This window comes from Gimesia maris (genome assembly GCF_008298035.1).
Lineage (GTDB): Bacteria > Planctomycetota > Planctomycetia > Planctomycetales > Planctomycetaceae > Gimesia > Gimesia maris.
This window is the reverse complement of the sequence record NZ_CP042910.1, coordinates 3,739,142-3,759,109: the sequence shown is the minus strand read 5'-3', so window position 1 is coordinate 3,759,109 and position 19,968 is coordinate 3,739,142. Positions and strand designations below refer to the sequence as shown.

Below are 19,968 nucleotides of genomic sequence, written 5' to 3'. Positions count from 1 at the left end.
TGTTCACTCACAGGAACCATCATGCAGATAGACCTGAATCAATTACAACACGATTTCACCCGCCGCCAGTTCTTCCGCTCCAGCGCGACCGGCATCGGCACCGCGGCCCTGGGTTCGCTGCTGAACCCCGATCTGTTCGCCAGCGAAACGCCGTCCGTCACGAGTTCACATTTTCCCGGCAAAGCCAAACGCGTGATCTACCTCTTCATGCATGGCGGCCCGTCGCAGATGGAACTCTTCGACTATAAACCACGGCTCAAACAGTTGAATTCCGAACCGCTCCCCGATTCCGTTCGCGGCGATCAACGCCTGACCGGCATGACCTCGGGGCAGAAGTCGTTCCCCATCGCCGCCCCCAATCAGTTTCAATTTCAACAGCATGGCGAGAGCGGTACCTGGGTCAGCGATGCCCTGCCGCACTTCGCGAAAGTCATCGACGATGTCTGCGTGATCAAATCGATGCACACTGAAGCTATCAACCACGATCCCGCCGTCACACTGATGCAGACCGGCCACCAGCAACCGGGCCGCCCCAGTTTCGGCGCCTGGTCCAGCTACGGTTTAGGCAGCGAGAACCAGAATCTGCCCTCGTTCGTCGTCCTGATCTCCGACGGCAGCGCATCACGTCCCGCCGATCCGCTGTATGCGCGACTCTGGGGGACAGGATTTCTCCCTTCCAGCCATCAGGGCGTCAACTTCCGCAAGAACGGCGATCCGGTGCTGTACCTCTCCAATCCGCCGGGCATCAACGACGCCAGCCGTCGCGGCATGCTGGACGGGCTGGCTCAACTCAATCAACGGCAGTTCGACGATTACCGCGATCCGGAAATCCAGACCCGCATCGCGCAGTACGAAATGGCGTATCGCATGCAGACCTCGGTCCCCGATCTCACTGACTTCTCCAGCGAAACCGAACAGACGTTCGACCTCTACGGCGACGCATCCCGTAAACCGGGCACTTACGCCGCCAACTGTCTGCTCGCCCGTCGCATGGCAGAGCGGGGCGTACGGTTCATTCAACTCTACCACCGAGGCTGGGACCAGCATTACAACCTGCCCAGCGACCTCCGCCTGCAATGTGGCGACATCGACCAGCCCACCGCCGCGCTGCTGACCGACCTCAAGCAGCGCGGTCTGCTCGACGATACCCTTATCGTCTGGGGCGGCGAATTCGGTCGCACGATCTACAGCCAGGGCACCCTCACCAGTACCGATTACGGCAGAGACCATCACGGCCGCTGCTTCACCATGTGGCTCGCCGGCGGCGGCATCAAGCCCGGCATCTCGTATGGTGCGACCGACGACTTCTGCTACAACGTCGCCGAAAACCCGGTCCACGTCCACGATCTCAATGCGACCCTGCTACATTGTATGGGCCTGAACCACGAACGCCTGATCTTCAAACACCAGGGCCGCGACTACCGCCTGACCGACGTCCACGGCACCGTGATTGACAAGATCCTCGCATAGTTTAATAAAACTATCGTGTGCCACTGTCGACTCGCCCGACAGTGATCAAACAACACCGATAAAACACCCCGGGTTGCACTGGTGGCTCGCCACCAGTGAAATCAATATCGACACCCGAACAACTAAAAGAAGGGGTGAGCCCGAATAAAATTCGGGCCGAGCGCAGCGAGCAGGAGGTCGCAGCTCAAGCGTTCGAATCATCCAGACAAATCCGCCTTACTATCACAATCAGAGTAAGGAACGATTCATCACCAGACAGCAGTCACAACGCCACATCCCGTTGTCTGCGACAACACCGAATCACATTCGGTGCCACCCCGGGTAACTTGAAAAGATACAAACTTCACTCAGTCTCCCGAAGTTCCCCACGGACCCGCACCAGGATTTCTCCCAGCCGATTGAGCCCGGTTCCCTCCTTGCCGCAGCCCCAGTAGTAGTCGCCGGGAGCATTCTCCACGATCTCCTGATCCCCGGTCGACAGCAGCAGAATTTTCAGTTCCGCGTGCGTCTGAAATTTCTGGAGTACCCCCTGGTACATGATCTCATCCTTAACCTCTTCCCAGTCCGCCCGCAGGGGAATCTTGCGACTCCGGCCCAGGTTCGCAGCCTGTTTCGCATTGTGCGCATTTCGAATTCGTTCGCGGTAGTCTGCCTCTGCAAACTTCTGCGCCTGAAAATAATGCTCGACCGTCGGCCACCAGAGTCCGTCCCGTTCCACTCCGTGCGGCGAGAAGTTCGAAAACTCGCCGTACGTATCGTTTTTCGTATAGAAATAAATCGTCATCTTATCATTTCAAAAGCATTAATCAGAAATCACGCAGAGGATTACTTTCCTCAGGATGAAAATGGAGTCGATAATGATAGTAACGAAACCAGTCGACGGCATCTTCTACACTTTGACAAGCCCCTGCGCCAAAAGTTCGGTCGATATACTGAGCCGTGATGAAATTATATCCTGCCCGATACGAATTCTGCTGATGTGTGGTCATATCGCTGATATGCTCTACCGTCACCTGAAACCGTTCAGCCATCAGATACGTCAGCAGTTCTCCCCAGTGACTGCGCGTCTGGATGTACAACACAGGTCGTCCCGCCGAGATATCAGCTTCACTCTGTTGTTGACCGCGTTCATACTCAATCGGATCCATTTCGCGCAATGCACTGCATTCCTTTTTAATAACAAACATAATTCTCCTTACTATTTTCAAATGAAGAACAACCATATTTTTTTTGTGTGTGTGTGTGTGGGGGGGGGCCCGAATAAAATTCGGGCCGAGCGCAGCGAGCAGGAGGTCGCAGCTCAAGCGTTCGAATCATCCAGACGAATCCTACTTTCTATCGAAAACAGAGTAAGGAACGATTCCTCACCAGACAACAGTCACACCGCCACCTCCCGTTGTCTGCGACAACACCGAATTGCATTCGGTGCTACCCCGGGTAACCTGAAATGGCATGCACTTCACTCAGACACTGTCGGCTTGCCTGACAGTGATAAATCAACACCAATGCGCCCCCCGGTGGCACTGATGGCTCGCCACCAGTGAAATCAATAGCGACACCCGAACAACTAAAAGAAGGGGTGAGCCCGAATAAAATTCGGGCCGAGCGCAGCGAGCAGGAGGTCGCAGCTCAAGCGTTCGAATCATCCAGACGAATCCTACTTTCTATCGAAAACAGAGTAAGGAACGATTCCTCACCAGACAACAGTCACACCGCCACCTCCCGTTGTCTGCGACAACACCGAATTGCATTCGGTGCTACCCCGGGTAACCTGAAATGGCATGCACTTCACTCAGACACTGTCGGCTTGCCTGACAGTGATAAATCAACACCAATGCGCCCCCCGGTGGCACTGGTGGCTCGCCACCAGTGAAATCAATAGCGACACCCGAACAACTAAAAGAAGGGGTGAGCCCGAATAAAATTCGGGCCGAGCGCAGCGAGCAGGAGGTCGCAATTCAAGCGAACGAATCATCCTGGCGAACCGGACTTACTGTCTCAGAAAGAGTAAGGATCGACTCTTCAACAGACAGCAGTCACACCGCCACCTCCCGTTGTCTGCGACAACACCGAATTGCATTCGGTGCTACCCGGAAGTTGATCAGGAATGATGCCGTTCAATCAACGCAGCGATTTTCCGCACCAGCTTTTCCGCGGACTTTGTTTTTGCGACCACGCAGTAACCCGACCAGAAATCCCATTCCAGGCCGATCACTTTTCTCAGGTGTTGAAAATCCTGGAACCGCTCCTCCTCGCCCGTCACCAGTTCCCCCACGGGCTGTAACTGAAACTGGTTCACCACGATCTGTGTGATCTGCTGATACAGGTCGGCTTCGATGTCAAAAAACTCAATCGTCAGCCGCTGGCTGGCATCCCGATATTTATGCATCTTACTCAGGCTCAATCACCACCGCGGTTCCATAACACAACACTTCCGTCGCCGAGCCTTTGCTGACGACTTCTGAAGCATCGTACCGCAGGCCGACAATCGCATTCGCCCCCTGTTCCCGGGCATGTGCGAGTAAGCGATCAAACGCCTGTTGCCGGGCCTGCTCGCACATTTCGGTATAGGCGCCAATCTGACCGCCCACAATATTTTTCAACCCGCCCAGAAATCCCTGCGCAATCGTCGGCGACCGCACGATAATCCCCCGCACAATCCCCTTGTATTCCTTAATTTTATAGCCTTCAATCGTAAACGTCGTCGTGACGGGCATGTTCATGTTGGTGGTTCCTGGCTGGTTTCTACTGATGATCGCTGGCGGGAATACTCACGATTTGAATCAGCGTTTTCGTATCTTCTTTGCCGCGCGTAATCGAAATCGATACCGTTCCCACTTCACGCTGATTCGTCAGCAGTAACTGAGCCGAGGCCGCCTGTTTGCGAATGAAATGTTGAATAATCACAGTTTGCAGTTTCCCGTCTACTTCACGCTGTTGTGTCCAGTGGGCCGGCAGATAGAGATCAGTCCCGGGAAATTCACGACCCAGAATCGACCAGTTGGGCGGCTCAAACCCGCTCTTCTTCAAATAAAACGCAACCACTTCCTGAAACGGTTTCTCAGACAGGTACTGCCCCGTATCAGTTCTTCTGCTGACACTCTCCGCCTGATCCGGTTCTTTGACCGAATAAGTCGTTGCCCCCTGTTCCCTGGCTTCCGCACCGGGAATCACCCACGACCCCAGCGGACTTTGTGTATCAGCCGCCTGCAGGGGAGTCAGCATCAGACAGAATAAACACAGAAAAACAGACCGCATTACAAACTCCTCGTATGAAGATTAAACACAAACGACTGACTACTGTGAAGATTCGCTTACCTTGGTCGTCCCCGACACGATAGTTTCAGGCAGCATGAACAGCCCGGTCGCGGTCGGTCCCGGATTTCCTTCGGCGGGTTGCCACTGTTTCACGATGCTTTTTCCCGCGCTGTTTTTGAACGTGGTCTGAAACCGGTGTGGCTTCCCGTTTGGATAAGTTACTTCGACAATGCCGATCACATGTTTGGGATACCGGGTATCCACGTCGATCGCATCCACCGTGTTGGACGGCAGCGCCTGGGCAATTTCCATCAGAGGCAGTTCCCGATACAGGCTGTGGACGGCCCCCGCATTCTCCATCACCGCAAACGGCTTCGCCTGCTTCTCAACCTTGTGACTGCGATTGAATCCGAACAGCGCAACCACAACAACCAACACAGCCAGTTTCACAAAAACCCGCGTCACAGCAACTCCCCCTGACTTCCGCAGAGGGAAGTTGATTTATTAAGTATGAGCACAATTACCCTTACGAACTGGTATGCGGCGTCGACTGATGAAACAGTCGCGGCCAACCCGAATGAAAACACCAGGCAAGTCCCAGCGACAGGCATACATGAATCAGCAGCACCACCAGTTTTACCATTGATAATTTCGCCTGGACATACAGAGAGACGATCGTCCACCGTGGCCAACCCAAATTCAATTCGACACGCAAGCCCCCATCTCCCGGCATAAGCTGGAGCAGGGAGGTCAGGCTGAACACAATCAGAAACCAGAGCCAGAAACGCGAGACTTTGATCGTCCCATAGCAAACGGTGAACAATCCAAAACCGCAGGCCAGCGCAAAGGTCAGACAGAACATAAATGACTGCATTTTCTGTTCGGGCCAGGTCAGATCTGTTTCCGGCAGCATCAAACCAAGAAACATGAATACATAGATCAGAATAATATAAGAGCCGACAAAGCCAACGACCGCCTGCACAGTTTTGGCCAGTACTGTCTCAGCTAGTGTCGCTTTCTGCATTTCCAGATACTCCGAGTTCCTGTCTTTGTCTCTGTTAACTTCAGACAAGTGACACTGCAATTTTAGTCTTCTCGATTCTCACCTTACGATACCGGTGAAAACAAAATACGCCAATTAAACTCAGTAGCACACAGGGAACAAGTAAGGAAAAGCGGATTGACCAGACTGAAGATGCATTATCAAACCGAACCAGATCGAAATGAAATCCAGGAATATTCAAACCATAAACTCCACTCGGAACAGGCTCTAATAACCTGGCTGCTTTCACTGATTCGATTAATTCCAGGTTCGCCACGTGATCGCACAGTGTAACATCGCCCGCCTGTGTAAACGTCTGAACGAAAGCGCGTCTTTTACCAAATGAGAGCCCTGATAAGTCTGAAACTGAAAGTACCGAAACCGACCATAGAATCAAACAGACGGCTGAGATTAGAATACAAAAGAGACTGCTCCACTCAAGATATGCACGTTTCATAAATCTCATCCACGGTACGAGTTGATTTTAATTGCCAGCGTGATAATTCGAAATCATTCTAATTTGCATCCTAACACTATGTGCACATCAGATCAACATTTGCATCAATCACGAAGATATCACCCCACCATTTACATTGTCGCCAATATCACATACAATCGCCTCGACAGTTATTCGACCGAGGGCGATAATGCAGATTTTGACACTCACCAGTTATATCAAAGCCGATCTGATTGCGCGGCTGTCGCGGGATGAGCTGCCGCCGGAATCGCTGACGCTCGCTGCGCTTTCGGATCATTACAAGGTGAGCGTCACTCCCATCTATCACGCCATCAATGAGCTGATCGAAGAAGGCTATCTCTATCGCGAAAAGAACCGGCGGCTTTGTGTCAATCAGGATCGAATCGGCGATGCCCGCACTGCGGCGTTGTCACCGCAGCCAGCCCCTCCCGAAGATCATTTCAAACGGATCACCGATGACCTGCTGACGATGAGCCTCAAAGGGGAATCGCTGTTTCTGCGGGAGATGGCGTCTGCGAAAAAGTATGGCATCAGCCGCACCAGTCTGCGGAATATTTTCAATCGACTGGCGGGCGACGGCATGCTCGAACATGTGCCCCGCCGCGGCTGGAAACTGCGGTCGTTTAATCAGCACGATCTCGACGCCTTTATCGAAGTCCGCGTGGTGCTGGAACTCAAGGCCCTGGATCTCGCAAAAGGGAGACTCGACAGACAGGTCCTGCAGAAGATTCTCGCCGGCAACCAGGTTCCCGCCACCGATGACGAACCGCTGCAGATCGACAACAGTCTGCACGAATATCTGATCAAACAGTCGGACAACTATTACATCATCAGCTTCTTCGATCGGCACGGCCGCTATTTCGACCTGCTGTTCCTCTGGGAATCGAACGACCGCGCCGCCGCAATTCAGGAAATCCAGCAGCATCAGCGGATACTCGCCGCGTTACTTGAGGAAGACTGGAAGACCGCTCGCAAAGAACTGGAGTTCCACCTCCGCAGCAATCATCCCGTATTATCGCAGCTGAAACGCTGAGTTCGTTAACATCACGTGGTGACCAGATAGCGTTTATTTGATCGCTTCGATTGAGGTTCTCAAGAAAGCAACCGTTTATCGACATTTGTATTAACCGGGGCTAACGCCCTGCGGCTGATCTTTTTTGGTCATTAGCCGCAGGGCGTTAGCCTAATGGCACTTACTTTAGATCAGTGTGTTTCAATTTCTCTGGGGGCTTTTTTCTTTTTTCGAAATGGTCTCTCTTTGAACGTTTGGCGTAGCATTCTCTTTTTACGCTTCGGTTGGCAGCGCGATTGGGTAGTTTATCTTTGGTCGCGTAGAACAGTGCTCGCTCGAAGGATTCACGCCATGATTCTGGCTCAGTGTGCAGGTGCTTCAACAGGAACGTTTGGAATGTTGTCCAGGTTCGCTTAAAGCTCATCCGCCGCGGAGCAACCTGATTCAGTTCAGCCGCCTGTCTGCGGAATTGACCAACTAAATTGTAGGCGACCACTGACGTATACAGCTCTTTCAAAAACGTGTCTACCTTCTTGGCGCGAATGTTCTCGGTGTCCAATACGACCTTCAAGTTACGAATATCAACTTCGACATTGACCCTTTGATTGTAGAGGTTGCCCAGGGTGGCAGCGTCTTGCGGCAGGCTGGTAACGCAATACAGCGTCAAGGTTTCATTGACGATGATTTCGTGCAAAACAACAGCCAGCGAAGCGTCCCTGGGGAGCCCGGGTTGTGTTTTACGGTTTTTGGGGGTCGGAGTCCACTGGTGTTGGTAGGTCTTATGTTTTGGGCTTTGCGATACGAGTTTTGCTTTGGCTCGAAGTGACTCAAAGTTTAACTTCTTCATGCGTAGAAAAAAATCATGCCCCAGGAGTTGTGCCTGGTAAGCAACGCCAAAGATCCCAAATCCTGCATCAGCCATGATGATCGATTCGTCTGGCAGGCAGTGCATGCCATTTCGGGCAAGTTCCGTTTCGGAAACCGCTTCAGGTCCATACATGGCCCCCAGCTGTGGCAGCAAGGCACATCCACTACTGAGTTCGTGAAAAACGGTCAGATTGACAACAGGCCAGACACTTTCACCGTGCTGATTTGAGGCGGGCGGAAATTTCGTTTGTAATTCTTTTTCCGGTGCTAATGTGATCGTGGTTCCATCGAGTAAAAATATTTGACGACCGTCCAGCAGGGTTTCAGATTGCCCGACGATGGCACGAGTGATTTCATTGGAAAACCATTTCACAACATCCAACGGCAGTTCGCTGCGAGCCCGGCTGTATGCTGCACTGTTGGACGAGAGTGTACCCTGGCTTAATCGTTTGTTTTCAGGAAGGTAGTCAGGTTGATTTTCAATCAGATGCTTCACCGCCGCTTCGAGTGAGGCATCTGGTTTGAGGCGTTGAAAAATCAGCATCCACAGCACAACGCAGGCGGTATAGATTGCATTGGGCCGCCTGGGATGCAGCTGATCGGCTTGGCGTAAGTCCACCAAATCTTTAAGTTGTTCGAAGGCACGATCGAATTCAAGAATCTGTTCCGGTGATTGTTTCACAGCGTGATTACTCCTGGCAAATTGGCAGTCTATTTTCAAGAATAGAATCCTGCGCAAATCCCATGCCAAACGGCTGGGGTAACCAGCTTAATTTAAAGTAAGTGCCATTAGGCGTTAGCCCCGGTTCTTTCACATATGCAAAGACAAATTCGAATTAAGAAACAGTATCGTGTAGAGCGTCATTTTTAAGTTTAGGCTTGGTAGATATAACGAGAGTGCGACAACAGAGCACGTAAACACTACCCCCCAACCCTCATATTTCTGCTTGATTAAACACTAATCTTCTTTGTGATGCGAAACCGTGACCGTGCTGCTGATGCCGCCGCGGGGAGTGAACTCGGCCCGCAGTTCCATCCAGCGGGGATCGGTGATCGCAACCAGATCGTCCAGAATGCGGTTGGTCACATCTTCATAAAACGCACCGACGTTGCGGTAGCTCTGCAGATACATTTTCAGTGATTTGAGCTCGAAGCAGACCTTATCCGGGATGTAAGTAATGATCAGCGTGCCATAATCGGGCTGGCCGGTTTTCGGGCAGACCGATGTGAATTCCGGACACACGGTTTCCATGACATAGTCGCGGTGGGGGTGGGGGTTTTCAAATGTTTCCAGCAGTTCGCGGGAGGCTTCGTTTTCGCTCATGATCGTCTGTTTCTGTTCTCTTCTGTTCCGAATGAATCCATTGAAAGTTGAACGTGTTCTATAGGCATTCCGCAGCCCGTGCAAGCAAAGCCAGCCTGTTTTCAGGTAAATCCGCTCAAATCTTGATAAAGATCCGCTGCAGATACATCCAGAGACAGATCAGCCAAAACACGAACAGCACGGTCGCCGAGACCGCAATGGGAGCATACGGACAGTCAGCGCTGAACAGCGAACCGCCGACCGACCAGCCGGTCGCTTTATCGAGGGCTTTCAAATGAATCATGAGCGAGACCTGGATCCAGGTCCGCAGCAACTGGGCCATGCAGTACATCGCAATCGAGTTCATGCCGACGACCACAAACGGGAAGGCCCATTTTTTGTAACCTTTAACATCGATGATCCAGTAGAAAACCGCCAGGAACCAGAAGGCCCAGCCGGCGCTGAAGATCGCCCAGCCAGGCGACCAGATGCGTTTCACAATCGGCACCAGATGCCATTCCCAGTTGTTGATGTTCACGGGCCAGATCGACGTATCCAACAGCATCGAGACGCCAAAGCAGATCAGCCCCGCCTGCAGCAGCCACTTGACCTTCATTTTCTCAAGCCGGTTGGAAATCAGCAGCTGTCCCGCCATCAGACCGAACAGCATCGTGGCAATCGACGGGATGAAATTCAATGTCTGGTAGCCCCCCTTATTCACCCAGAACGTGTCTCCCTGGTCGGGGTCGTCTTTGGGGTTATCGTACCGCGGAAACATATTCAGCAGTTGACGGTCAACGGCGGCCGCTGCGTTGGTATGTTTGTTCCAGGCACTGCCGATCCCGGAGAACTGCGACCATTCCGCTTCGTCCTTATGCTGAACTTCCTTCAGGTAGGTTTTGACGGCTGCCAGCTCATCTTCGGGAGGCATATACTGATAGAAAAAGAACCAGTAGCCCCCCAGAATCGTGACCACACCAATCATCTGCGTCGCAAACGACCGGTTCACATAAAAGAAGACCACCAGGTAGCCCAGGCCGATCTGACACAGGACATTCGCGAACGTGAAATTCGTCTGTGGAACATCTTCATACGTGAAGCCCCTTTCCGGACTGAATTGTGATGACAAAAAGACCCCCAGCGCCACCAGCAGGATGGCACGAAAGATCGCATGCATCCAGATCTTGAACGTGGAATCTCCCTTCTGCCTGCGTTTGCGGACAGAGAAGGGCATCGAGACGCCCACCATGAACATGAATGAAGGTTGAATCAGGTCCCAGAAGCCGGCCCCCGTCCATTCGACATGACTCAACTGATAAGAGAGCGTCTGCCAGAGCGTTTTCCACGAGCTTTCCCACTGGGTCCCGTTATACTGGTCCAGCACTTCAGGAGAATTCCGCACGACACTGGCTATCGCCAGCCCGCCTGACGCCATCGCCAGCATCACAAAACCACGATAGGCGTCCAGTGAGACCAGCCGCTGGTTCGTTTCCGGCTTTTTCTTTTCTTTCAGACTCACATCTTTCTCCGTCACCGCCTTGGCCGGTTCAACCTCGGCAGAGACTTCTACGCCCGGCGTCTGCTGCAGCGGGATGGTTTCGGAGTTTTGCGAGTCGGAATTGAGATTATTTTGCGACATCTGATTTACCGATGACTGAAAAACAGCTAATGTATGGCAGGAATCACTCAGCATGATCGATTCAGAGACCGATGGCTACTGATATCGTACCGTTTTTGGATTTCAACGTAAATCATCTTTCAATCAACCTCGACTGACTTTCACTTTAAGAAGACCTCATGACGATCCTTGTTACCGGTGGCGCAGGCTATATCGGCTCACATTGTGTTCAGCAACTGCTCGCCGCCGGGCAGAAAGTATGTGTCATCGACAACCTGTCCCGCGGACACCGGGAAGCGGTTCCTTCCCAGGCCTCGTTTTTTCAGCTTGATCTGGGCGAGACCGATGAACTGATCGATGTCATGAAGTCGCAGCGGATCGAAAAAGTCATCCACTTTGCGGCACTCGCGTATGTCGGCGAATCGGTTGAAAATCCGCTGCCTTATTACGCGAATAATACGGCGGGTACGCTGTCTCTGCTGCAGGCGATGCGACAGTCGCGCGTCAGCCAGATTGTGTTCAGTTCCACCTGCGCCACTTATGGGATTCCGGAACAGATTCCCGTCACAGAGGAAAGCGCACAGACTCCCATCAATCCTTATGGCTGGTCAAAACTCTTTATCGAACAGATTCTGACGGACTGTGCCAGCAGTTATCCCAACTTCGGGTTTATCGGACTGCGATATTTCAACGTCGCCGGTTGCGCCATGAACGGTTCACTGGGCGAAGACCACAGTCCCGAAACACATTTGATTCCCAACTGCCTGAATACGGTGCTCGGAAAGCAGTCGCATGTGACCATCCTGGGGAATGACTACCCCACCGCGGACGGAACCTGCATCCGCGACTATATTCACGTCGAAGACATCTGCCGGGCGCATCTGCTGGCGTTGAACGCGCTCACGCCCCAGGCAAACCGGTTTTATAACGTCGGTCTGGGCAGCGGGTTTTCCGTACTCGATGTTGTGAAAACGACAGAGCAGGTGACCGGTCGTGAAATTCCGGTTGAATACCAGGCACGTCGTCCCGGAGATCCCCCGATGCTCTCCGCTTCGCATGAAAAAATCACCCGGGAGCTGGGCTGGTCGCCGCGGCATACTTCGCTGACCGAGATTATTGAATCGGCGTGGAACTGGTTTCAGAAACATCCCGACGGTTATCAGAGTCAGGGTCAGGGCCCGACCACTTCTCCCGGCGATTCCGGAGAGCAGACGTGAACGACGGTTTTCCTGAAATCCGGTTTCAGGGACAACTCCGCCCCTCCCAGGCCGAGGCGATTGCCGTCGTCGAGCAGCAACTGGCAGCGGGTCAGAAACGCCTGCATGTCGTCGCGCCTCCCGGTTCCGGAAAAACGGTGTTAGGCCTGTTTCTCTGGGCGCATCACATCCGCAAGCCGGCGCTGGTACTCTCACCCAATTCTGCGATTCAGTCCCAGTGGGCGGCCCGCACCGATCTGTTTCAATCCACGCTTACTCCGAAACAACTGGTCTCAACGGAAACCGGCGGCAGTGCGTTGCTGACCTCGCTCACATACCAGTCCGTCACACTGCCGCGACGGGGAGATGCCGACCTGGAAGCCGACGCGCTGGACTTCTGGATTGATGTACTCATCTATAAGGAGCAGGCACAGGATCCGGCGGAAGCAGAAATCTGGATCAACGACCTCAAAGTGCATAACCCCGATTACTATGAAAAGCGGATGCGCGTCTATCGTAAAGCTGTCCGCGACGATGCCATTCTCAAGGGGAACGCGCTGGAGATGCTGCATGATTCCTCGCAGCAGACGCTGGAAACCTTCAAACAACAGGGCGTCGGTTTGATCATTCTCGATGAATGCCATCACCTGATGGGACACTGGGGGCGGGTGCTGGCCGACGCACACGACTACCTGGATCAGCCCGTGATCATCGGACTGACGGCGACCCCTCCCGATGAAAAAGGGAAACGCCCGGACGACATCGACCGCTACAACGACTTCTTCGGACCCATCGATTACGAAGTTCCGATCCCGGCGGTCGTCAAAGACGGTTACCTGGCTCCCTATCAGGATCTGGCGTATTTCGTGCGGCCGTCTCCGGAAGAATTATCGTACGTCGCCAATACAGACGACCAACTGCAACTGATCATGGAAACCCTGTGTACTGCCCGCGTCAGCGAAACGGTATCAGAACCGGAAAGTTTACCTGATTCAGAAACAGAGGAACCGCCGTCTGTCGAACGCGCTGAACCGCTGCAGGACTGGTTGCTGCAGCTGCTGACAGAACTGGAGCTTCCTTCAGGCCAGGTGGTGGAAGACTGGACGACGTTTGAACGACGTGATCCCTCCCTGGCAGATGCCTCGCGTCTGTTTCTGCAACACCGCGGCATCCCACTTCCACCGCACGTGCCTCCGCTTTCTGTCGATCTGATGGAGGAAGACATTCCCCGCTTGAACTACTGGGCTCCCGTGCTCGATCGTTACATTCGGCATCGCCTCAGGCGGTCTCCGTCTCAAGCAGATCAGGAATTAGCGCAACAGGCTGTCGACCAGCTTCGCCTGCTGGGCCTGCAGATCACCGAAACGGGCTGTCAGGCGTGTGCGTCCCCCGTCGGTCGAGTGATTGCCTACTCGCGAAATAAAATCAAAGCGCTGGTGCCGATTCTCAGCCAGGAGATTGAGAACCTGCGTGAGAATATCCGTGCGGTGGTAATCGCTGATTTCGAAAAAACGTCGGCCACATCCGCCGAGGTGGAACATCTGCTCGATGAGGAAGCGGGCGGTGCGATTGCCGCCTTCAAACAACTGGTCAACAATCCGCCGACCGACTGGCTGAACCCGGTGCTGCTGACCGGCTCCAGTGTACTGGTTGACGACGACATTGCCGATCAGTTGCAGAGCAGGGCGGAAGAGTGGCTGCGTGCACGCGACATTGATGTCACGCTCAGTCGCGAACCGTTTGACGGCTTTGACCTGCTCAACGGCAGTGGTTCGCAATGGTCGCCGCGCGTGTATGTAGAGATGATTACCGATCTGTTCCAGGCAGGTGTCACCCGCTGTCTGGTAGGCACACGGGGTCTGCTGGGCGAAGGCTGGGACGCGAATAAGATCAACGTACTCATCGATCTGACGACCGTCACCACTTCGATGACCGTCAATCAGCTGCGGGGGCGTTCATTCCGTCTCGACCCGGATCAGCCCGAAAAAGTTGCCAATAACTGGGACGTGGTCTGCATTGCTCCCGAATTTACGAAAGGGCTGGACGACTACGAACGTTTCAATAAAAAACATTGTCGTCTGTTTGGCGTCACCGATGACGGCCTGATTGAAAAAGGGGTCGGCCACGTGCACGCCGCGTTTACCGAACTCAAACCGGAAGGTCTGGAAGAATCGGTCCAGTTGCTCAACAGCGATATGCTGACCCGTTCCACCAAACGTGCGGAATCCCGCAAGCTCTGGAAGATCGGCGAACCCTATCAGGGCATCCCGTTGAAATCGATTGAGATCAACAGTTCGAGCCGCAAAGGGTCCGGTTGGGGCTTTATGCCGTTTCAGGGGCTGCGTTCCCCCTGGTCGGCGGAATCGTTAACGAAAGCGGTCAGCCGCGCTGTACTGGAATCGTTACAGGAAGCGGGACAGCTTTCGCACGAATCCTCACTGCAGATCGGTGCCCGCTCCGGTAACTATATTCGCGTCTTTCTGGACCGTGCTTCCGAAGCAGACTGCGAACTGTTTCTTGACGCCGTCAATCAGGTGTTCGGTCCGGTTCAGGGAGCCCGCTATGTCATTCCCCGGCACGTGAATCAGATCGAAGACACCTGGATCTCGCGATTACTGCCTGATCTGCTGGGACGTTTTTTTCGCAAGACGGAACAGGAACTGGCGATGGTCCACGCAGTACCGGCGGCACTGGCACGCAACAAACGTCTGGTCGCCATCTTCCAGTCACGCTGGAACCAGCATGTCAGTCCGGGCGAGGCGCTATTTGCCTATCGCGGCGCAGGGGCAGAACTGGTCGAAGAAGCGCAACGGGCCGGCTTCGTTCCCCACAGCAAAATCCATGAGAAAGAGATCTTTCTCTAAACAACCACCGAATCATCTGGCCAGAATTCGGGCTACGATCATCAGGTTTTCTCACCACTCTACTGACAGGTTGCACCAACACTGCTACAATAATTACCCTTGTTAACGAATTGCGCACTCTCCCGTTTCCCACCTCAGCTGACAACAGGAATGATCATGGCTCTGAAACCACTCCGTTCTCCGTTTCTCTGGTTGACCTTACTGGCTCTCCTGGTTTCCCATAGTGCTTCTCAGGCAGCCGACCCTCGCAAAGTCATTGGCTCCAGCACCGCAGATCAGAACCTGAGTGATTATTTTTATGATCAGACAATGCAACTGGCCAACAACAGTCTCAAAAACATTACAGATCTTGAAGACTGGAAAAAGAAACGCGTCACTTACCGCAAACAGCTGTTTGAAATGCTGGGATTGTCGCCACAGCCTGCGAAAACCGAGCTGAAACCGGAAATCACAGGTACGATCGAAAGCGATGGCTTTATCGTCGAAAACATCACGTTTCAATCCCGGCCTGGCCTGTATGTCACCGGCAACCTGTATCGTCCCGCGAAACAGGAAGGCAAGATTCCTGCGATTCTGTATGTCTGCGGTCATGGCGGCGTTAAGAAAAACGGGATCATTTACGGTAACAAGGTGCACTACCAGCATCACGGCGAATGGTTTGCCCGCAATGGCTATGTCTGTTTGACAATCGATACACTTCAGTTAGGAGAAATCGCAGGCCTGCATCATGGGACCTTTCGGGAAGGGATGTGGGAATGGCTCTCGCGCGGTTACACTCCTGCCGGCGTCGAAGCCTGGAACTGCATTCGCGCACTCGACTACCTGCAGTCACGTCCTGAAGTGGATGGCGAAAAACTGGGTGTCACCGGTCGTTCCGGCGGCGGCGCCTACAGTTGGTGGATTGCGGCACTGGATGAACGCATCAAAGCTGCCGTCCCGGTCGCCGGGATCACGACGTTGAAAAATCATGTGATCGACGGCGTGATTGAAGGGCACTGCGACTGTATGTTTATGGTCAATACGTATCAATGGGATTACGCCCAGGTCGCTGCCCTCGTCGCACCGCGACCATTGTTGATCTCAAATACCGACAAGGACAGCATTTTTCCACTCGACGGCGTGGTCGAGGTCTACCGCAGTACGATGCAGATCTATGACTTGTACGGCGTACCCCAGAACCTGGGCCTGCAGATCACCGAAGGACCGCATAAGGATACGCAGGAACTACGCATTCACGCCTTCCGCTGGTTCAATCATTTCCTCAAAGGGGATGACAGCCTGATCGAAATGGCGGCCACGAAGTTCCATACACCCGAAGAACTGAAAGTCTTCCAGACTCTCCCCGCAGACCAGAAGAACGCGAAAATCCAGGAATCCTTTGTCAAGCTGGCAGACCCCGCACCGGTTCCGGCTGACACGCAGGAATGGGAACAGCAGACCGAACGCTGGAAACAGCAGTTGCTGCAGAAATCTTTCCGTGCCTGGCCTGAAAAAGTGAACGCCAGCAAACCTGAAATAAGATCAATCACGAAAGACGGCCTTGTTCTGCAGACGATCTCCTTCGACAGCCAGAATCATGTACCGCTCGACCTGTTCGTCGTTTTGCCGGCAGACAGCGATGCCACAAAAATCGACAATATCAATCTGGTCGTGCTCAATCAGACGGACTGGGAACGTGATTTCAAATACATCGTTCCCTTTTTTCCAGGGATCCAGGCTGAAAATGCGTCTGCCCCTGAAAGTAAAAAACGGTTCCAGGAATTTCGCAAACAGATTCTGGAAAACGGAGCACCCATCGCCTACTTTGCCCCACGGGGCATCGGCTTGAGCGAATGGAATCAGAATAAGAAGAAACAGGTTCAGATCCGTCGGCGTTTCTATCTGCTGGGACAATCCCTGGAAGGTATGCAGGTCTGGGATATTCGTCGTGCCATTCAGACATTGAAATCACTCACCGACTCTTCTGGTGCGCAATTGACTTTGCAAGCCAGCGGTGACGCAGCAGTTTTGTGCCTGTATGCCTCACTCTTCGAAACCGGGATTGCAGCGCTGGAACTGGAAGGTCTGCCTGTTTCACATCAGCAGGGACCAGCGTTACTGAATGTGCTGCGCTACCTGGATCTGCCTCAGACGCTCGCCATGGCGGCAACGCGCAGTCCTGTGGTCGTAACCAAAGCAAAACCAGAGGACTGGAAATATCCCGCTGAGGTCAGCAATAAGCTGGGCTGGGATCAAAGTCGACTCCAGATTCAGAAATGACGCAGAGAAATCGCAGCGAGTTTCAAACCGGAGTCTTCGCTCTGTTTGCTCATTTCCGCTGCGCCGTTATAATCGGAATAGAGTCACCGGCAGCACAGATCATCAACCGCCGATGATTCTGCCCGATTATCGCATAGACGCTCTTTTTTCTCATAGACAAGGTACTTCGACGTGAACCGTCCTCCTCATACAGCAGCAGAGCTTCCTGACCCCACAACCAATATGACAGAAGGCTGGCATTGCCTGCACCTGTACTATCGTGTCGACCAGGGGGCGTTGAATCAAATTGACCAGGCTACCCGGGCGGAGGGGCGCAGACAGTTGGCAGCTATTCTGGATGCGGAAGCAGAAGATGCCCCCATTCGCATGCAGACCTCAATCGTTTCCGGCCATAAAGCCGATCTGCAGGTGCTGGTGATGGATCCGGACCCGATCAAAATCGACGGTATCAAGCAGGCCATTCGCAGCTGTGGACTGGGACCGGCGTTGATCCCCACGTATTCGTTCGTTTCGATTACTGAAATTTCAGAATACGTTCCCACGCTCGAACAGTTTGCAGCCAAGCTTAAGCGGGAAGGGACCGATCCGGAAGGCCCCGCATTCCAGGCGAAAATCAAAGCTTATAAAAGCCGCCTGCCCGCGATGAACCAGCAGCGGATCTATCCCGAGTTCCCCGATTTTCCGGTCTGCACCTTTTACCCGATGAACAAGTCACGTGTTCCCGGTGCCAACTGGTATATGGAACAGTTCAGCAATCGCTACAGCATGATGGCCGAACACGGGATGAGCGGAATGAAGTTCGCCGGTCGCGTCGTACAGGTCATTACGGCTTCAACCGGGTTTGATGACTGGGAGTGGGGAGTGACTCTCTGGGGTCGTGCCCCCGAGCCCATCAAAGAAATCGTCTACACCATGCGGTTTGATAAAGCATCTGCAAAGTACGCCGAATTTGGCCCGTTCTACCTGAGCTATATCGTACCCCCGGAAGAAGCAATCGCCCATCTGAAACTCTGATAAATCTCAGACAGGCGATGCAGGCCTTCCATCAAATTCCTGATTCAGCTCTTAACGGCGGAAGCGGTAATTGCTGTTGGTGTGATCAAATTCGGTCGTAGCCAGTTCTGATTTCAGATTGATATCGGTGAATGAATAGGATTCGATCAGCGTCTTTTCATCCAGTTCTTCAGCAGAAGCATTGGCCAGATCCTCTGAGGGCCAGCCAAAACCGCGAACGAAAATTGGCAGACATGTGTTCTGGTCGATATAGATGATCGATTTACGATAGTTTTCTGACTCTTTCCGATTGGCAAAATGAGCGATGAAACAGTAACAGTCTTTGCCGTCATATTTCTGGTTGGGAATCATCACGCATTCTGTATTCAGATTCTCATCCAGATCTTTTTTACGGTATTCGATAATGGTTTCCGCCAGCGCTTTGATTCCCGCTTTGGTAATCGGATAACGAGATTCCTGCATTGCCAGTGAACCATGAGGATCCAGTTTCAGCGTGGGAACCAGTCGTCCTTTTAACCCACCCATTTTGACCAGCATTTTTTCTTCGTTTTCGCCATCCACGTACAGCAGTTCCTGTCCCTTATCGCCGACAATCCACTTCATGTAAACGCTGAACGGCTTGTGACGGCATTTCAGATTGATGACCTGGTTCTCAGACAGTTCGCCCCCCACATATTCCTGTTTGGCGAAGGTGGCAGTATAGTCGGGAATGGTCTCCAGGTAGCGACAACCTTTTTCCAGCAGCAGCTGATTCATCAAAATCGCCATGCGACCGGTCAACATCCCGTTCGCCTGTTGAGCCTGCTGCTTTGCTTCACCCGGCTTATCTGACGGTTTTGAATCTGACATTTCCGTCGGCTTATAAGCAATCACCGGGATGGGAACCGGTTTGGCGGCGACCAGTGCCATATCATTCGGATCAGCATCAGCGGGAGCGGGGTCAAAACTGAAATATAGAATTCCAATTGCAGCAGAAATGATGGCCGACGCCATGACATTTGAAAAATGATGTTCTGATCTGATTCTTAGCATGCGCATCATGCGGTACCATTCCTTTTCGGTAAGAAAATGCAAGGCACCGTCTTGTCTGAACTGAATTCCGGTAAGGGAATCCATTCATCCGTGAAAAGACGTAAACCGGGCTTGCCCGTCGTGATATGATGTGGCCAGCACACGGCAATCCCTGAGTGCGTCTGACAGATTTTTGATTTCATAAATATTCTGTGCTCTCATCACTCTGAAGAAAGAACTCTCCTGACCCGTAGGCGGTTCTGTCTTCAAAAACGGAGAACAATACGCTCGCTGCGTATTTCCCGATTTGTGCATCTCCAGGTTCCGATTCGACCTCACTGTCTAACCGTCTTTTTGATTCATTCGGGGTGGCTATGACTAAAAATTCGTCATTTTGCCGGGCGAGTATTAGTAAAACTGATGCCCGTTTTTTAATCAGAACACTCTCAAACCCGGATGGGTTCAGATTAGATGAAACCCATACTCTCGCCGCATAACCCCCAATCTCACACGCATCTGTTTTTCTGCCATCGCAATTGTGAATTCGAAATGCACTTCGTTTTATTCAGTCCGGGT

The 19,968-nt window shown here is 52.8% G+C and carries 17 protein-coding genes; 6 read left to right on the top strand and 11 right to left on the bottom strand.

All coding sequences use genetic code 11. From position 1 onward, the window contains the following. Positions 1 to 21 precede the first annotated feature (21 nt). Positions 22 to 1,470, top strand: coding sequence for a DUF1501 domain-containing protein (locus GmarT_RS13930; RefSeq protein WP_002646664.1), 1,449 nt, complete (start codon positions 22 to 24; stop codon positions 1,468 to 1,470). A 343-nt stretch (positions 1,471 to 1,813) separates the two neighbouring features. Here GmarT_RS13930 and ybiA read toward each other — a convergent pair whose 3' ends face one another. From ybiA to GmarT_RS13895, 7 genes are all read right to left on the bottom strand, one after another. Then, complete coding sequence (ybiA, locus tag GmarT_RS13925; RefSeq protein ID WP_002646665.1) at positions 1,814 to 2,254, bottom strand: riboflavin biosynthesis intermediates N-glycosidase; 441 nt, start codon at positions 2,252 to 2,254, stop codon at positions 1,814 to 1,816. A gap of 22 nt (positions 2,255 to 2,276) precedes the next feature. Then, entirely contained in the window at positions 2,277 to 2,657 is a 381-nt protein-coding gene (locus GmarT_RS13920; RefSeq protein ID WP_002646666.1) for a hypothetical protein, read from the bottom strand. 914 nt (positions 2,658 to 3,571) lie between these two features. Continuing rightward, entirely contained in the window at positions 3,572 to 3,859 is a 288-nt protein-coding gene (locus GmarT_RS13915; RefSeq protein ID WP_002646667.1) for a hypothetical protein, read from the bottom strand. A gap of 1 nt (position 3,860) precedes the next feature. Further along, positions 3,861 to 4,193 (bottom strand): YbjQ family protein, encoded by a 333-nt coding sequence (locus tag GmarT_RS13910; protein ID WP_002646668.1) that lies wholly within the window; start codon positions 4,191 to 4,193, stop codon positions 3,861 to 3,863. 22 nt (positions 4,194 to 4,215) lie between these two features. Next, the gene (locus GmarT_RS13905) at positions 4,216 to 4,728 is read right to left on the bottom strand and encodes a hypothetical protein (protein WP_002646669.1); all 513 of its coding nucleotides are present in this window, start codon (positions 4,726 to 4,728) and stop codon (positions 4,216 to 4,218) included. Between the two features lie 39 nt (positions 4,729 to 4,767). Further along, positions 4,768 to 5,193, bottom strand: a complete 426-nt coding sequence (locus GmarT_RS13900; RefSeq protein ID WP_002646670.1) for a hypothetical protein — start codon at positions 5,191 to 5,193, stop codon at positions 4,768 to 4,770. A gap of 61 nt (positions 5,194 to 5,254) precedes the next feature. Next, positions 5,255 to 5,752 carry a hypothetical protein gene (locus GmarT_RS13895; RefSeq protein ID WP_002646671.1) on the bottom strand — a complete coding sequence of 166 codons (498 nt, stop codon included), beginning with the start codon at positions 5,750 to 5,752 and terminating at the stop codon, positions 5,255 to 5,257. Between the two features lie 665 nt (positions 5,753 to 6,417). Between GmarT_RS13895 and GmarT_RS13890 the strand changes: the two genes are divergently transcribed. Then, positions 6,418 to 7,281, top strand: coding sequence for a GntR family transcriptional regulator (locus GmarT_RS13890; RefSeq protein ID WP_230682308.1), 864 nt, complete (start codon positions 6,418 to 6,420; stop codon positions 7,279 to 7,281). A gap of 160 nt (positions 7,282 to 7,441) precedes the next feature. Here GmarT_RS13890 and GmarT_RS13885 read toward each other — a convergent pair whose 3' ends face one another. The 3 genes from GmarT_RS13885 to GmarT_RS13875 form a co-directional block, all read right to left on the bottom strand. Continuing rightward, entirely contained in the window at positions 7,442 to 8,809 is a 1,368-nt protein-coding gene (locus GmarT_RS13885) for an IS4 family transposase (protein WP_002646391.1), read from the bottom strand. A gap of 276 nt (positions 8,810 to 9,085) precedes the next feature. Continuing rightward, on the bottom strand, positions 9,086 to 9,451 hold the full coding sequence (gene queF / locus GmarT_RS13880) for a preQ(1) synthase (protein ID WP_002646921.1): 366 nt from the start codon (positions 9,449 to 9,451) through the stop codon (positions 9,086 to 9,088). 115 nt (positions 9,452 to 9,566) lie between these two features. After that, positions 9,567 to 11,069 carry an acyltransferase family protein gene (locus tag GmarT_RS13875; protein WP_149302859.1) on the bottom strand — a complete coding sequence of 501 codons (1,503 nt, stop codon included), beginning with the start codon at positions 11,067 to 11,069 and terminating at the stop codon, positions 9,567 to 9,569. 158 nt (positions 11,070 to 11,227) lie between these two features. Here GmarT_RS13875 and galE point away from each other — a divergent pair, with 158 nt between their 5' ends. The 4 genes from galE (at position 11,228) to hemQ (ending at position 18,381) form a co-directional block, all read left to right on the top strand. Continuing rightward, on the top strand, positions 11,228 to 12,265 hold the full coding sequence (gene galE / locus GmarT_RS13870) for a UDP-glucose 4-epimerase GalE (protein ID WP_002646923.1): 1,038 nt from the start codon (positions 11,228 to 11,230) through the stop codon (positions 12,263 to 12,265). Continuing rightward, positions 12,262 to 15,108 (top strand): DEAD/DEAH box helicase, encoded by a 2,847-nt coding sequence (locus GmarT_RS13865; RefSeq protein ID WP_002646924.1) that lies wholly within the window; start codon positions 12,262 to 12,264, stop codon positions 15,106 to 15,108. The genes galE and GmarT_RS13865 overlap by 4 nt, the downstream gene beginning before the upstream one ends. A 156-nt stretch (positions 15,109 to 15,264) precedes the next feature. After that, positions 15,265 to 17,367, top strand: a complete 2,103-nt coding sequence (locus GmarT_RS13860; protein WP_002646926.1) for an alpha/beta hydrolase family protein — start codon at positions 15,265 to 15,267, stop codon at positions 17,365 to 17,367. A 171-nt stretch (positions 17,368 to 17,538) separates the two neighbouring features. Further along, the gene (hemQ, locus tag GmarT_RS13855) at positions 17,539 to 18,381 is read left to right on the top strand and encodes a hydrogen peroxide-dependent heme synthase (protein ID WP_230682310.1); all 843 of its coding nucleotides are present in this window, start codon (positions 17,539 to 17,541) and stop codon (positions 18,379 to 18,381) included. 51 nt (positions 18,382 to 18,432) lie between these two features. On the opposite strand, the gene GmarT_RS13850 is transcribed toward hemQ, so the two are convergent. Beyond that, on the bottom strand, positions 18,433 to 19,422 hold the full coding sequence (locus tag GmarT_RS13850) for a DUF1571 domain-containing protein (RefSeq protein ID WP_002646928.1): 990 nt from the start codon (positions 19,420 to 19,422) through the stop codon (positions 18,433 to 18,435). Positions 19,423 to 19,968: the final 546 nt, after the last annotated feature.

What these genes read in the sequence shown, in the direction of transcription:
- GmarT_RS13930 (WP_002646664.1), top strand. Translation starts at nt 22, where the DNA reads ATGCAGATAGACCTGAATCAATTACAACACGATTTCACCCGCCGCCAG.
- ybiA (WP_002646665.1), bottom strand. Translation starts at nt 2,254, where the DNA reads ATGACGATTTATTTCTATACGAAAAACGATACGTACGGCGAGTTTTCG.
- GmarT_RS13920 (WP_002646666.1), bottom strand. Translation starts at nt 2,657, where the DNA reads ATGTTTGTTATTAAAAAGGAATGCAGTGCATTGCGCGAAATGGATCCG.
- GmarT_RS13915 (WP_002646667.1), bottom strand. Translation starts at nt 3,859, where the DNA reads ATGCATAAATATCGGGATGCCAGCCAGCGGCTGACGATTGAGTTTTTT.
- GmarT_RS13910 (WP_002646668.1), bottom strand. Translation starts at nt 4,193, where the DNA reads ATGAACATGCCCGTCACGACGACGTTTACGATTGAAGGCTATAAAATT.
- GmarT_RS13905 (WP_002646669.1), bottom strand. Translation starts at nt 4,728, where the DNA reads ATGCGGTCTGTTTTTCTGTGTTTATTCTGTCTGATGCTGACTCCCCTG.
- GmarT_RS13895 (WP_002646671.1), bottom strand. Translation starts at nt 5,752, where the DNA reads ATGCAGAAAGCGACACTAGCTGAGACAGTACTGGCCAAAACTGTGCAG.
- GmarT_RS13890 (WP_230682308.1), top strand. Translation starts at nt 6,418, where the DNA reads ATGCAGATTTTGACACTCACCAGTTATATCAAAGCCGATCTGATTGCG.
- queF (WP_002646921.1), bottom strand. Translation starts at nt 9,451, where the DNA reads ATGAGCGAAAACGAAGCCTCCCGCGAACTGCTGGAAACATTTGAAAAC.
- GmarT_RS13875 (WP_149302859.1), bottom strand. Translation starts at nt 11,069, where the DNA reads ATGTCGCAAAATAATCTCAATTCCGACTCGCAAAACTCCGAAACCATC.
- galE (WP_002646923.1), top strand. Translation starts at nt 11,228, where the DNA reads ATGACGATCCTTGTTACCGGTGGCGCAGGCTATATCGGCTCACATTGT.
- GmarT_RS13860 (WP_002646926.1), top strand. Translation starts at nt 15,265, where the DNA reads ATGGCTCTGAAACCACTCCGTTCTCCGTTTCTCTGGTTGACCTTACTG.
- GmarT_RS13850 (WP_002646928.1), bottom strand. Translation starts at nt 19,422, where the DNA reads ATGATGCGCATGCTAAGAATCAGATCAGAACATCATTTTTCAAATGTC.